This window comes from Micromonospora citrea (genome assembly GCF_900090315.1).
In the GTDB taxonomy this organism is placed as follows: Bacteria; Actinomycetota; Actinomycetes; order Mycobacteriales; family Micromonosporaceae; genus Micromonospora; species Micromonospora citrea.
Genome location: NZ_FMHZ01000002.1, coordinates 6,172,941 through 6,185,935, shown reverse-complemented (window position 1 = coordinate 6,185,935; position 12,995 = coordinate 6,172,941). Strand labels below are relative to the sequence as shown.

Below are 12,995 nucleotides of genomic sequence, written 5' to 3'. Positions count from 1 at the left end.
TCATGATCAGGAAGGCGGTGCCGGGCGATCATGCCGTTCCTTCCCGACCCGGGCGGACCGTCCCCGCTGAGGGTCGTCATCGCCGGTGCCGGCTACGTCGGCACCTGTCTCGCCGTCACCCTCGCCGGTCGGGGCGTCGAGGTGGTCGCGGTCGACAGCGACCCGGGCACGGTCGCCGACCTGCGGGCCGGCCGTTGCCGGCTGCCCGAGCCGGGTCTGGCCGAGGCGGTCGGCGCCCTCGCCGGCACCGGACGGCTGACGGCCAGCACGTCGTACGACGCGGTCGGCGCGGCGGACGTGGTGATCGTGACGGTCGGCACGCCGACCGACGCCGGTCACGAGATGGTCGCCGACCAGCTCGTGGCGGCGTGCGAGCAGATCGCCCCCCGGCTGCGCGCCGGTCAGCTCGTGATCCTCAAGTCGACGGTCTCGCCGGGCACCACCCGCACCCTCGTCGCGCCGCTGTTGGAGAGCGGCGGGCTGGTGCACGAGCGCGACTTCGGGCTGGCCTTCTGCCCGGAGCGGCTGGCCGAGAGCGTGGCGCTGGCGCAGGTGCGGACGCTGCCGGTGGTGGTGGGCGGCTGCGGCCCGCGCAGCGCCGCCGCGGCCGAACGGTTCTGGCGGTCCACCCTCCACGTGGACGTCCGGCAGGTGCCGTCGGCGGAGGCCGCCGAGGTGGTCAAGCTCGCGACCAACTGGTGGATCGACGCGAACGTGGCGATCGCCAACGAGTTGGCCCGCTACTGCGCGGTGCTCGGGGTGGACGTCCTCGACGTGATCGGGGCGGCCAACACCCTGCCCAAGGGCAGCAGCATGGTGAACCTGCTGCTGCCGGGGGTGGGGGTCGGCGGCTCCTGCCTGACCAAGGACCCGTGGATGGCCTGGCGCGACGGCCGGGACCGGGGCGTGCCCCTGCACACGGTCGAGACCGCCCGCGCGGTCAACGACGACATGCCCCGCCACACCGCCGCCGTCATCGCCGACGAGTTGGTCAAGCTGGGCCGGGACCGGTCGGACACGACGATCGCCGTCCTCGGCGCGGCGTTCAAGAACGACACCGGCGACGTCCGCAACACGCCGGTACGCGGCGTGGTGGCGGCGCTGCGCGACGCCGGCTTCCAGGTCCGGATCTTCGACCCGCTCGCCGATCCCGCCGAGATCGCCGCCCGGTTCGGCGCCGCACCCGCGGCGAGCCTGGACGAGGCGGTGGCCGGGGCGGGCTGCCTGGCCTTCCTCGCCGGGCACCGCCAGTTCCACGAGCTCGACTTCGCCGCCCTGGCCGGCCAGGTGGACGAGCCCTGCCTGGTCTTCGACGGCCGCATGCACCTCCCGCCGGCGCGCATCCGCGAGCTGCACCGGTTCGGCTTCGCCTACCGCGGCATTGGAAGGTGAGCAACAGTGCCCAGATCGATCGTCACCGGCGGCTTCGGCTTCGTCGGCAGTCACGTCGTGGAGCGGCTGGTCCGCCGCGGCGACGAGGTCGTCGTCTACGACCTCGCCGACCCGCCGCCGGACCTGGCGCCGGCCGCGGGCGCGGTGCGGCACGTCCGCGGCGACGTGCGGGACGCCGACGCGCTGGCCGCCGCCGCGGCCGGGGCGGACGAGGTCTACCACCTCGCGGCTGTCGTCGGCGTCGACCGGTACCTCAGCCGGCCGCTGGACGTGGTCGAGATCAACGTGGACGGCACCCGGAACGCGTTGCGCGCCGCCCTGCGCGCCGGCGCCCGGGTCGTGGTCTCCAGCACCAGCGAGGTGTACGGGCGCAACCCGCGGGTGCCGTGGCGGGAGGACGACGACCGGGTGCTCGGCAGCACGGCGACGGACCGGTGGTCGTACTCGACGAGCAAGGCGGCCGCCGAGCACCTGGCCTTCGCCTTCCACCGGCAGGAGGGCCTGCCGGTGACGGTCCTGCGGTACTTCAACGTCTACGGCCCGCGCCAGCGCCCGGCGTACGTCCTGAGCCGCACCATCGCCCGGCTGTTGCGCGGCGTCCCGCCGGTGGTGTACGACGACGGCCGTCAGACGCGCTGCTTCACCTGGATCGACGAGGCCGCCGAGGCGACCCTGCTGGCGGCGGCCCACCCCCGGGCCGTCGGCGAGTGTTTCAACATCGGCAGCAGCGTCGAGACCACCGTCGCCGAGGCGATCCGGCTGGCGGGGACGGTCACCGGGGTGCCGGTGGCGGCCCTGACCGCGGACACCGGGGCCGGGCTGGGCGCCCGCTACCAGGACATCCCGCGCCGCGTCCCCGACTGCGGCAAGGCGGCGGCGCTGCTGGACTGGCGGGCCCGGGTGCCGCTGGTGACCGGCCTGCGCCGGACGGTCGAGTGGGCCCGCCGCAACCCCTGGTGGACGGCGCAGGCCGACGACGGACTGGTCGTCCGGTAGGCCGAGCGGGTGCGCGGTGTCGCGCGGCCGGCGGCGGTCGGCCCGGGCCGGGCCGGGTCGGGCCGGGCCGGGAGCACGCGCCGCCGGCGCGGTGGTCAGGCCTGCCGGGGCAGGACCGGCGCCGGCCCCGGCCCGGTGCCCAGGTCGGGCCGGCCGACGGGACGCCGGGCGGCGAAGCGCCGCCGAAGCGGCTCCTCGAACCACCGGTGCAGGCCCAGCGCGACGAGCGTCGAGACGAGCAGGATCCCCACCGCGACGAAGACTCCGGTGCCGGCGGCGAAGCGCCGCTCCGCCCCGACCAGGTGTCGCACGATCAGCATGATCGGGAAGTGGATGATGTAGAGCGCGTAGGAGGCGTCGCCGAGGGCGACCAGGATCCGGCCGCGCAGCACCCGCCCACGCTCCTGCAGGTCCGCCAGCGCCAGGTTGGGGATCAGGGCGAGCAGCGGCACGAACAGCGCGGCGCTGAAGATGAAGGTGAACGGCAGCATCGGCGTGACCAGGAAGGCCAGGACGGTGCCGAGGACGAGCTTCCAGCGGGCCACCCGGCGCCATCGGCCGGTGAGCACGATCCGCGCGAGCACCATGCCGATCACGAAGTTCAGCAGCCGCACCGGCGGGAAGGTGTAGACGAACCAGTACTCGTTGAGGTTGAACGGCAGCCAGTTCAGCCGTGGCGCCCCCGGCAGCAGCGGGCTCAGCACCGACACCAGCAGGATCCCGCCGGCGAAGGTGAGGCACCACCGCCACAGCCGGTGCGCCGGGATCCGTCGGACCAGGGGCAGCAGCAGCGGGAAGAGCAGGTAGAAGAACGCCTCGGTGGAGATCGACCAGGCCGGGGCGTTGAGGTAGGACAGGTAGTCCCAGGACGGCACCCATCCCTGCACCAGCAGCAGGCTCGCCGCCGCCGGCCCGGGCTCCAGGTCGGCGGAGACCCCGGTGGCCGGCGAGGGCGCGGTCGTCGCCAGGAGGAACGCGACGGCGACGGCCCAGCCGAGCACGTGCAGGGGCACGATCTTCCAGAACCGGCGGGACCAGAACCGGGCGGCGGTGTCGCCCGACGGCGCCGACCAGGTCAGGACGAAGCCGCTGAGGGTGAAGAACGAGGCCAGGGCCGCCGAGGCCAGGGGCGTGGTCAGCCCGAGGCCGAGTTGCAGCGCGTCGTCGGCGAAGAGCTGGGACGTCGAGAGGACGTGGACCAGCGCCACGGTGAGTGCGAGGAAGAAGCGGTACCCGGTGAGAGCCGGCAGTCGGTGCGGTCGTCCGTCGGTGTCGGTCACGTCGCTCCTCGAGGGTGTCGAGCCGCGGCCACGGCGACGAGCGACGGGGGTCGGGGTGCCGCGCGTCCCGCCGTGGCCGGCCGGACCCGCGCGGCATCCCCCGCCGGCCTCGGTCGGGAGCAGCACGCCGTCGTGGTCGATCCGGTCAGGCACGGAAATGAGACCGGGACGCGCCGCGACGGATCCGTGGACATGCCACGTCATTGGCGCCGCCGTCCGGCCCGGCATTTTCCCTACGACTGACGAATAGATCGCTGTCGACAGCAGAGTGTCATGTCGGCAATGCCGCGACCAGCGTCCTGTCGGCTATACAACGGCACGGAGAGATCGACCGTCGAACCGGTCGACCCGGACGGTCAGCCCAATGCCGGGGAGGCGGCACCGGTACGCGTCGCCACGAAGAGGCCCCGACCCGTCAGCCAGCCCTCGACGTACGCGGCTTCGCAGCCGGCGTCGGCGAACGCCGCGTCGTACTCCTGTCGGGTGAACATGGTGAGCAGCCCGACCTGGCTGAACTCGCGGATCCCGGCGGCGTCACCGACCAGCCAGCGCTCCTCCATCCGCGTCACCCGGCCCTGCCGGGTGGACCGGGACACCCGCGCCACGGTCCGCCCCTCCTCGCGCACGAGGTCGCCGCCGACGTACCCGTCGATGAACCGCTCCGGAAACCACCACGGCTCCAGCACCAGCACACCCCCGGGCACCAGGTGCGCCGACATCGCGGCCACGGCGGCGCGCATCTCGGCCACCGTGCCGAGGAAGTTGACCGCTGTGAACAGGCAGGTCACCGCGTCGAAGGTGGCACCGAGGTCGAACGCCCGCATGTCGCCGGCGTGCAGGCGCACCCCCGGCAGCCGGCGCCGGGCCAGCGCCAGCATCGCCGGGGCCAGTTCGAGCCCTTCCACGTGGGGGAAGCGGGTGGCGAAGGTCTCCAGGTGCGCACCCGTGCCGCAGCCGACGTCGAGCAGCCGGGCGGCGTCGGGGCGGGCGGCCAGGATCCGGTCCGTCACGTCCGCCGCCTCGTCCTGCCAGCTCTTGCCGCGGCCACGGTAGGCCGCCTCGTACACCTCGGCGTGCTCCGGTCCGAACATCTCTCCCCCTCGCGGCGCGGTCGCCACGTCCGCCACCCGCCGACCGGGCCGGTGACGGCCGAGGTGGCGCCGACGGAACGACCGGACGAACCAGCGTCTTCTATAACTCCGGTCTGATATTGTCGTACCCGTGCACGCGTTCGACATCCTGGGCGACCCCGTCCGCCGGCGCATCATCGAGCTGCTGGCGGACGGCGAGCTGTCCGCGGGCGAGGTCGGCGCCGTCGTGCAGCGCGAGTTCGGCATCTCCCAGCCCGGCGTCTCGCAGCACCTGCGGGTGCTGCGCGAGAACGGCTTCGCCACCGTCCGCCCCCAGGGCACCCGGCGGCTCTACGCGGTCGACCCCGCCCCGCTGGAGGAGCTCGACCGGTGGCTGGACCGCTACCGGCGGTTCTGGAACCAGCGCCTCGACGCCCTGGGCACGGAACTCGCCCGCGGGCGCGCGCGGGCGGCCGAGGGGCGTGCCGGCGGCGCTGAGGGCCGCGCCGGCGGGTCCGAGGGGCGTCGGCCGCGGCGCCGGGCGGCCGACGACAACCAGGGCTGAGCGGCCAGGCGCGGTCGCCGCGCACGGCCCCTGGGCCGTGCGCGCACTGGGCGAGCCGCCCGACGAGGGCTCGGCCACCGACCGAGGCCCGGCGTCCGACCGGAACCGCAACGCCGACCCGGGCCCGGCATCCGACCTCAACCGCAACGCCGACCGAGGCCAGGCGTCCGACCTCAACCGCAACGCCGACCGGAGCCGGCCGACGCCGGCCCCGGTGGCGTTCGGCCGGTCAGCCGGCGTTCCGGGCGGCGAAGCCCGGCAGCAGGCGGGCGACCTCGTCGGGGCCCGGCATGGCGGCGATCTCGGTCGCCACCGCCTGCGCCCCCTTCCGGTAGCTGTCGTCGGTCAGCAGCCGCTTGGCGGCGGCCGCCACCGCGTCGGGGTTGATGTCGTCGGGCAGCAGGTGCTCGCCGGCACCGGCCTGCGCCACGGCCTGGGCGTTGGCGAAGGAGTCGCCCGCCCACGGGAAGGACAGCTGCGGCACGCCGGCGCCGAAGGCGCCGAGGGTCGTACCGCTGCCCCCGTGGTGCACGACCAGGTCGACGCGGGGCAGCAGGGCCGCCTGCGGCACCCACGACTCCAGCCGCACGTTGGCCGGCACCTCGCCCAACCCGCTGACGTCGAGCGACGGGCCGCTGGCGACGAGGACGTCGGCGTCGAGGCTGGCGAGGCCGTCGATCGCCGCCCGCAGCACCTCCACCGTCCCGCCGCTGGAGGTGCCCAGGGTCAGGTAGACCAGCGGCCGGGCGCCGTCGCGGGAGGACACCCAGCCGGGCAGGTCGCCCTGCTCCGTGAAGGGCACGGGGCGCAGCTCGTGGCGGCGCGGGCGGGCCCGGAACTCGGGCTCCTGCAACGAGGGCGGGAAGATGTCGATGAACGGGTTGCCGAAGCCGTCGATGCGCCCGGCCGGCAACTCGACGCCGAGCCGCTGGGCCAGCCCCCGCACCTCCTCCTCGATGGACCGGGTCAGCTCGTCGGGGGTGTCCCGTCCGACGCCGTGGCAGACGGCCGGGATGCCCGCCGCGCGGGCGGCCAGGCCGGCGGCGTAGTTGCTGACCTCCTGCACGATCAGGTCGGGACGCACCCGGTCGATCACCGGCTGCAGCTCGTCGAAGATGCGCTGCGGGATGACCCGCCCGAACACGATCTGCGGCAGCTCACTGAGCTGCTCGGGGGTCAGCCCTTCGGGGCTGTCGGTGTCGAAGCGGATCCGCAACGCCGCCAGGAACCCGTCGAAGACCGGCATGCCGGTGGCGACCGGTTCGAAGCCCAGCTTGCGCAGGGTGCCCGCGAAGCCCTCGCCGGTGGCGAAGGTGACCTCGTGGCCCGCCGCACGGGCGGCCGTGGCCAGCGGCAGCAGGGGGTAGGTGTGGCCGTGGGTTCCGAGACTGGCGAACAGCACGCGCACGGTGATCACTTGCCTTTCCGGGAAGTGGGCAGGGGCGACCCGTCTACTTGAGTCATATCTAGCACAGGGACGAGTCGATCTACAGTGGCTCATCTTGCGGAAGTACGCGCACCTGCGCTGGGCACTGGATCGCGCCACGACCGACCGTGTTGTGCCGACAACACCACTCCATTACGCTTGAAACTATAAAGTGATCTAGCCAGTGGAGGCTGCGGATGGACAGCGGCGACGGCCAGGACCTGCGTGCCTTCGTGCACGACTCACCGGAGGAGACGGAGACCACCCAGCGCCTGACGAAGCTCTTGACCAGCTCCCCCGTCCCGACGGAGGAACTGGTCAACAACCTTCCCCTGTTCCTGCGCCGCCACCAGATGACCGACCTGCTCTCCATGGACGCGCTCTACCGCGAGGTCCTCGACGTGCCGGGCGTGATCATGGAGTTCGGCGTGCGGTTCGGCCGCCACCTCGCCACCTTCGCCGCCCTGCGGGGCGTCTACGAGCCGTACAACCCGCTGCGGCGCATCGTCGGCTTCGACACCTTCACCGGCTTCCCCGACGTCAACGACGTCGACCGGGTCGGCCCGACCGCGTACCAGGGGCGCTTCGCGGTGCCCGGCGGCTACCCCGCGTACCTGCGGGAGGTGCTGGAGGCGCACGAGTGCAGCGACTTCTTCGGCCACGTGACCCGGCGCAGCGTGCTCGTCGAGGGCGACGTGCGGGAGACGGTGCCGCGCTACCTCGCGGAGAACCCGCAGACCGTCATCGCGCTGGCGTACTTCGACCTCGACCTGTACGAGCCGACGAAGGCGGTCCTGGAGGCCATCAGGCCCTATCTGACCAAGGGCAGCATCGTCGCGTTCGACGAGCTCGACAATCCGAAGTGGCCCGGCGAGAACATCGCGATGCGGGAGGTGCTCGGCCTGGACCACGCGCCGCTGCGCCTGCTGCCGGGCCGCCCGGCGCCCGCGTACCTGCGCTGGGGTGACTGACCGGCGCCACGCCGACCGGGCCACGGGGAGGCCGGGCCGGAAGTACCGGCGCCTCGGAGGCCGGCGCCCGGCGGTTCGCGCCACGCTCGCCGCGCGATTGACCGGACTACGTATAAACTATAACTTACGTTCGTGCCGACTTATGGAGGAGGATGGGCCGACCCCGTCTGACCCGCCCATCTTCCGCGCAGCGACAGTGAGGACGAGACATGACTCAGGAGAAGACCGCGCCGGCCGCGAAGAGCACGACAACCAAGAGCACCGCCGCGAAGAAGCCGAAGCCCCCGAACTACGACCCGTTCGTCCGGCACAGCGTCACTGTCAAGGCCGACCGCAAGACCGCCTTCAAGGTGTTCCTGGAGGGCTTCCCCGAGTGGTGGCCGAACAACTTCCGGACCACCAAGGTGGGCGCCCCGCTGGGCGTCGACAAGAAGGGCGGCCGCTGGTACGAGATCGACGAGCAGGGCGAGGAGCACACCTTCGGCCTGATCCGGAAGGTCGACGAACCGGACACGCTGGTCATCGGCTGGCGGCTCAACGGTTTCGGCCGGATCGACCCCGACAACTCCAGCGAGTTCACCGTCACCTTCGTGGCCGACGGCCAGAAGAAGACCCGGGTGGACGTCGAACACACGCACTTCGACCGGATGGGCACCAAGCACGCCAAGCGCGTCCGCAACGGCATGGACAAGGGCTGGCCGACGATCCTCCAGTCCTTCCAGGCGAAGATCGACGAGGAGGGGGGATCGAAGTGAACAATCCCGTGGCCTCCGGTCAGCCGACGGAGCGCGCCCTGGGCCGGCGCACGATCCCGGCCGGCGACGCCCGCAGCATCGTCATCCGGCAGCGGTACGCCGCGCCCGTGGACGAGGTCTGGCGCGCCTGCACGGACCCGAACCGGATCAACCGCTGGTTCATCGAGCCCAAGGGCGACCTCCGCGAGGGCGGCAACTTCGCCCTGCAGGGCAACGCCCACGGTGACATCCTGCGCTGCGAGCCGCCGCACCGCCTCACCCTCAGCTGGATCTACGGCGACAAGCCCGACAGCGAGGTCGAGCTGCGGCTCAGCGAGGACGGCGACGGCACCCTGCTGGAGCTCGAACACGCGACGGTCTCGGAGCCGATGCTCGTGGAGGTGGGCGTCGGTTGGGAGATGGCCCTCGACTTCCTCGGCATGTTCGTCCGCGGCGACCTGCCGGGCGGCCCGGTTCCGGAGGACGCGGCCGAGGAGTTCGAGCCGAGCCCCGAGATGATGCGGGTGTCGCAGGAGCGCGCCGAGACCTGGGCCGCGCTGGTGCAGTCCGCCTCGTAGGCGGGCGGAGGCAGCGGCTCGACCGATGCGACGCGGCCCCGGCGGACAGGAGTCCGCCGGGGCTTTCGACTGTCGGCGCACCGGCGGCGTCGCACTCCGTCACCGGTACCCGGAAGCGGACCGCCGGGCGCAGACTCCGTCGCCGGTCCACTGCGGACGAACTGCCGGGCGCACGGGCGGGCGTGACCGCACCCGGGTCCGCCCCGGTCGGTGAGCCCGCGCGCGATCCGGCGCGGCGGCGGGGGGTGACGACGCGACGGCCCCGGGCCCCGCGCGGGGAGCGGGGGCACCGGGGCCGTCGGCGCGGGGCGTCAGCGCTGCTTGCGGCTGTAGAGCCAGATCGTGGGCGGGGCGAGCACCGCGATGAGAATGGCACAGGCGAGCAGGCCGGCACCCATCTCCCCGGAGGTCACCGTGCCGTGCATCAGCCCACGGGCGGCGGTCGCGGCGTGGGTGACCGGGTTCAGCTTGACCACCGCCTCCAGCCAGCCCGGCATGGTCTGCGACGGCGCCAGGATGTTGCTGCCGAAGAGCAGCACGAACTGCAGGAGGTTGACCACGCCGGCGGCGGCGGTCGGCTGTGGGATCAGCACCGCGAAGAGCATCCACAGCCACGCGACGCTAAAGGTGAACAGCTGCAGGTAGAGCAGGGCGAGCACCACACCGGACAGGCCGCCGTCCGGCCGGAAGCCCAGCAGCAGGCCCAGCGACAGCGGCACGATCGAGGTCAGCGCGTATCGCACGGCGTCGCCGGCCATCGCCCCGACCAGCACGGCCGGCTGCCAGATGGGCGTGCTGCGGACCCGGTCGAACATGCCGGTCGCGATGTCCCGGTTGAGCGTCAGCGCGCTCATCATGCTCGACGACACCAGCGACAGGACGATCACGCCGGGGAGAAAGAACTGCAGGTATTCCCGCGGCGACCCGGCGATCGCGCCGCCGAGCAGGTAGGTGAAGACCAACGTCAGGATGATCGGGAAGACCACCGCGGTGCCGAGATGGTCCTGCACGTAGCGGAGTTTGATCAGATTCCGCCAGGCGAACGTGCGGACGGCGAACAGCGGGCCGGGGCGTGGTGGTCGTTCCGCGCCGGCCACCGACCGGCTGAAGATCTCGGCCGGCAGCGGCCGCACCTCCGTGCTGGGTGTCGTCATGCCCGTACCTCTGCTTCCTCTTCTTCGCTGGCGTCGAGCGTCGAGTGACCGGTGAGCGCGAGGAACACCGTGTCGAGCGAGGGCTGGCCGAGCGTGAAGTCGTCGACGTGGATGCCGGCCCGGGCCAGCTCGCCCAGGGCCAGCGCGGCCCGGTCGGCGTCGGTCACCCGTACCGACAGCCGGGCCGGATCGGAGTCGAGGTCGACGGAGGCGCCGACGGCGCGGGCGAGCAGGGTGCCCGCGTCGGCCCGGCGCTCGGGGTCGCGCAGCCGGACGTCCAGCACGCCGGCGGCGCGGCTCGCCTTCAGCTCCGGCGGGGTGCCCTGCGCCACGATGCGGCCGCGGTCGATGAGCGTCAGCTCGTCGGCGAGATGGTCGGCCTCGTCGAGGTACTGCGTGGTCAGCAGGACGGTGCCCCCGTCCCGGACCAGCGCCCGGATCATCTCCCAGACCTCACTGCGGCTGCGCGGGTCGAGACCGGTGGTCGGCTCGTCGAGAAACAGCAGCTCCGGGGTGACCACCATGCTCGCGGCCACGTCGATGCGGCGCCGCTGACCGCCGGAGAAGGTCTTCACCAGCCGGTTGCCGACCTCGGTGAGGTCGAACGCCTCCATCAGCTGCTCCGCCCGCGCCGTCGCGGAAGCGTGTCGCAGGCCCTGCAGGCGACCGGCGAGGATCAGATTCTGCAGGCCGGTCATGTCCTCGTCGACCGACATGGTCTGCCCGGTGAGCCCGATGCGGCGGCGGACCTGGGCGGCCTCGCGGACCACGTCGTGCCCGAGCACGGTGGCGGTGCCGGACGTGGGCCGCATCAGGGTGGCGAGCATCTTGATGGCCGTGGTCTTGCCGGCCCCGTTGGGGCCAAGGACCCCGTGGATCGTCCCGGCCCGCACCGCCAGGTCCAGTCCGTCGACCGCGCGCGTCTGGCCGAAGACCTTCACCAGCTCGCGGGTCTCGATGGCCAGGGCCGGATTGGTTGTCATGCTCTCTCCCGTCGCGTCACAAGGCGAACCCGGGCAGCCGGATCACGAAATCCCGTCGGCGTCAAACTACAAGAACCGCTTATATCAGTCAAGGCTGCTATTAGTCGTGGGCCACATTCAGTCGGGCGGGTCCAGCCAGAGGTTCGCCGCGTCGTACCAGCGGTCCACGTGCGGCAGCGGGATGGCGTTGCGTACCCGCGAGCTGGTCAGGTGCGCGATGGTCGGCTCGCAGGCCAGGATCGGCACGATCGCGACGTCCCGGAGCACCTGCCGGTCGACCCGGTGCCACAGCTCCTCCGCCTCGGCCTCGGTGCGCGCGGACAGCGCCCGGTCGATCAGGTCGTCGACGACCGGGTTGTGGTAGCCGCCGTAGTTGGCCGTGCCGACGGCGGTGTTGGACTGGAACATCGGCTGCACGTACGACCGGCCGTTGTTGCCGAACCAGTCCGGCATCCAGGCCGCCGGGGTGATGTCCCACTCCCCCGCCGCCGCCCGGGACGGATCCTGGAGGATGCGGTAGTACTCGTCGGTCCGGTCGATCTCCACCAGGCGGACGTCGACGCCGCCGGCGGCCAGGTCCTCGGCGATCGCCCTGGCGACCTGGCCGTGCACCGCGTCGATCCGGTAGATCATGGTCAGCCGCAGCCCGTCGGGGTAGCCGGCCTCGGCGAGCAGCTCCCGGCAGCGCGCCCGGTCGCCCCGGTCGCCCGGCGTCGGGTACGGGTCGTACTCGCGGTGGCCGAAGTTGCCCGGCGGGATGGCGGTGTGCGCGGGCCGGGTCACGGTGCCGATGTCCATGTCGTCGAAGAACCGCACCAGGCGGGCCTTGTCGATCGCGTACGCGATGGCCAGCCGCACGGCCCGTCGGCGCAGCGCGCCCCGCTCGCGCGGGCTGTGCAGGTTGAACGCCAGGTAGGGGTTGAGCGCCCAGCCGAGGTTGCGGTCGGCGTCGGTGACGCGCCGGCGCGGGCTGCCCACGGCGGCGCCCCAGGACAGGTCCGCCGCCCCGCTCTCGATCTCGGCGCGGACCCGCTCGTCGCTCACCCGCGCCATCCGCACCTCGATCCGGTCGACGTAGCGGCGGCGGATCGGGTCGGCGTCGGCCCGCCAGGCGGGGTTGTGGTCCATGGTGAGGTGGCTGCCGGGAAGGTAGCTGGTGATCCGGTACGGCCCGTTGGAGCGGACCCGCCGCGCGAAGTCCGGCCCGTCCGGGACGACGTCGTCGAGCTCCCGGGGCGCGGCCGAGGCGAACGGCATCGCCAGCAGGTTGAGCATGTCGTTGGCGGGGCGCAGCAGCTCGATCACCAGGGTCCGGTCGTCCTTGGCCCACAGCCCGCCGATCTCGTGGCCGTTCTGGTAGTCGGCCAGCTCGGCGGCGGTGGGCGTACGGCCGGCGAAGCGGGCGCGGTAGCCCTCGGCGAACTCCGCCATCCCGGCGATGGTGCTCGTGTAGTAGGCGATGGCGCCGGCGCCGGCGACCGGGTTGGCCATCCGTTTGAAGCCGCGCACGAAGTCCCCGGCGGTGACCGGCCGGGGCGGGTCGGTGTCCCAGCGGACCCCGTCGCGCAGGCGGATCGTGTACGTGCGCCCGTCCTCGCTCAGGCCGCCGTTCTCCACCGTCGGCAGTTCGGCGGCCACGTCGGGGACCGGTACCAGCGCCGCGGCGTCCTCGGTGGTGGGATAGCTGAACAGCTGCCGGGCGAAGAGCCGGATGACCTGGTGGGAGAAGGCGTAGTAGGCGGCGGCGGGGTCCAGGTGGTCGAGGCCACCGGGCCCGTAGTAGCGCAGCGTCCCGCCGTGGCGGGGGCGGTCGTCGTCCGGCACGGTCTGCGGCCCCTTCCCTCGA

12 protein-coding genes are annotated in these 12,995 nt (G+C 72.9%); 6 read left to right on the top strand and 6 right to left on the bottom strand.

What is annotated here, in order from left to right; genetic code table 11:
• The first annotated feature begins 30 nt into the window (after positions 1-30).
• Both GA0070606_RS28215 and GA0070606_RS28210 read left to right on the top strand, forming a co-directional pair.
• Positions 31-1,392, top strand: coding sequence for a nucleotide sugar dehydrogenase (locus GA0070606_RS28215; protein ID WP_091106264.1), 1,362 nt, complete (start codon positions 31-33; stop codon positions 1,390-1,392).
• Between the two features lie 6 nt (positions 1,393-1,398).
• Positions 1,399-2,388 carry an NAD-dependent epimerase/dehydratase family protein gene (locus GA0070606_RS28210; RefSeq protein WP_091106263.1) on the top strand — a complete coding sequence of 330 codons (990 nt, stop codon included), beginning with the start codon at positions 1,399-1,401 and terminating at the stop codon, positions 2,386-2,388.
• A gap of 95 nt (positions 2,389-2,483) precedes the next feature.
• Here GA0070606_RS28210 and GA0070606_RS28205 read toward each other — a convergent pair whose 3' ends face one another.
• Together GA0070606_RS28205 and GA0070606_RS28200 are read right to left on the bottom strand one after the other, a co-directional pair.
• Entirely contained in the window at positions 2,484-3,668 is a 1,185-nt protein-coding gene (locus GA0070606_RS28205; protein WP_176737453.1) for an acyltransferase family protein, read from the bottom strand.
• A gap of 356 nt (positions 3,669-4,024) precedes the next feature.
• Positions 4,025-4,759: a class I SAM-dependent methyltransferase gene (locus GA0070606_RS28200; protein WP_091106261.1), complete on the bottom strand. Its 735-nt coding sequence runs from the start codon at positions 4,757-4,759 to the stop codon at positions 4,025-4,027.
• 130 nt (positions 4,760-4,889) lie between these two features.
• Here GA0070606_RS28200 and GA0070606_RS28195 point away from each other — a divergent pair, with 130 nt between their 5' ends.
• Positions 4,890-5,303, top strand: a complete 414-nt coding sequence (locus GA0070606_RS28195) for an ArsR/SmtB family transcription factor (protein WP_091106260.1) — start codon at positions 4,890-4,892, stop codon at positions 5,301-5,303.
• 229 nt (positions 5,304-5,532) lie between these two features.
• Here the strand turns inward: GA0070606_RS28195 and GA0070606_RS28190 are convergent, their stop codons facing one another.
• Positions 5,533-6,720: a glycosyltransferase gene (locus tag GA0070606_RS28190; RefSeq protein ID WP_091106259.1), complete on the bottom strand. Its 1,188-nt coding sequence runs from the start codon at positions 6,718-6,720 to the stop codon at positions 5,533-5,535.
• A gap of 206 nt (positions 6,721-6,926) precedes the next feature.
• Between GA0070606_RS28190 and GA0070606_RS28185 the strand changes: the two genes are divergently transcribed.
• From GA0070606_RS28185 to GA0070606_RS28175, 3 genes are all read left to right on the top strand, one after another.
• Positions 6,927-7,700: a class I SAM-dependent methyltransferase gene (locus GA0070606_RS28185; protein WP_091106258.1), complete on the top strand. Its 774-nt coding sequence runs from the start codon at positions 6,927-6,929 to the stop codon at positions 7,698-7,700.
• 209 nt (positions 7,701-7,909) lie between these two features.
• Complete coding sequence (locus GA0070606_RS28180) at positions 7,910-8,455, top strand: SRPBCC family protein (protein ID WP_091106257.1); 546 nt, start codon at positions 7,910-7,912, stop codon at positions 8,453-8,455.
• Positions 8,452-9,012 carry an SRPBCC family protein gene (locus tag GA0070606_RS28175; protein ID WP_176737452.1) on the top strand — a complete coding sequence of 187 codons (561 nt, stop codon included), beginning with the start codon at positions 8,452-8,454 and terminating at the stop codon, positions 9,010-9,012. The genes GA0070606_RS28180 and GA0070606_RS28175 overlap by 4 nt, the downstream gene beginning before the upstream one ends.
• A 311-nt stretch (positions 9,013-9,323) precedes the next feature.
• Here the strand turns inward: GA0070606_RS28175 and GA0070606_RS28170 are convergent, their stop codons facing one another.
• From GA0070606_RS28170 to GA0070606_RS28160, 3 genes are all read right to left on the bottom strand, one after another.
• Positions 9,324-10,166 carry an ABC transporter permease gene (locus GA0070606_RS28170; RefSeq protein ID WP_091106256.1) on the bottom strand — a complete coding sequence of 281 codons (843 nt, stop codon included), beginning with the start codon at positions 10,164-10,166 and terminating at the stop codon, positions 9,324-9,326.
• The gene (locus GA0070606_RS28165) at positions 10,163-11,149 is read right to left on the bottom strand and encodes an ATP-binding cassette domain-containing protein (protein WP_091106255.1); all 987 of its coding nucleotides are present in this window, start codon (positions 11,147-11,149) and stop codon (positions 10,163-10,165) included. The genes GA0070606_RS28170 and GA0070606_RS28165 overlap by 4 nt, the downstream gene beginning before the upstream one ends.
• A gap of 117 nt (positions 11,150-11,266) precedes the next feature.
• Positions 11,267-12,973, bottom strand: coding sequence for an ABC transporter substrate-binding protein (locus GA0070606_RS28160; RefSeq protein WP_091106254.1), 1,707 nt, complete (start codon positions 12,971-12,973; stop codon positions 11,267-11,269).
• Between the last annotated feature and the right edge of the window lie 22 nt (positions 12,974-12,995).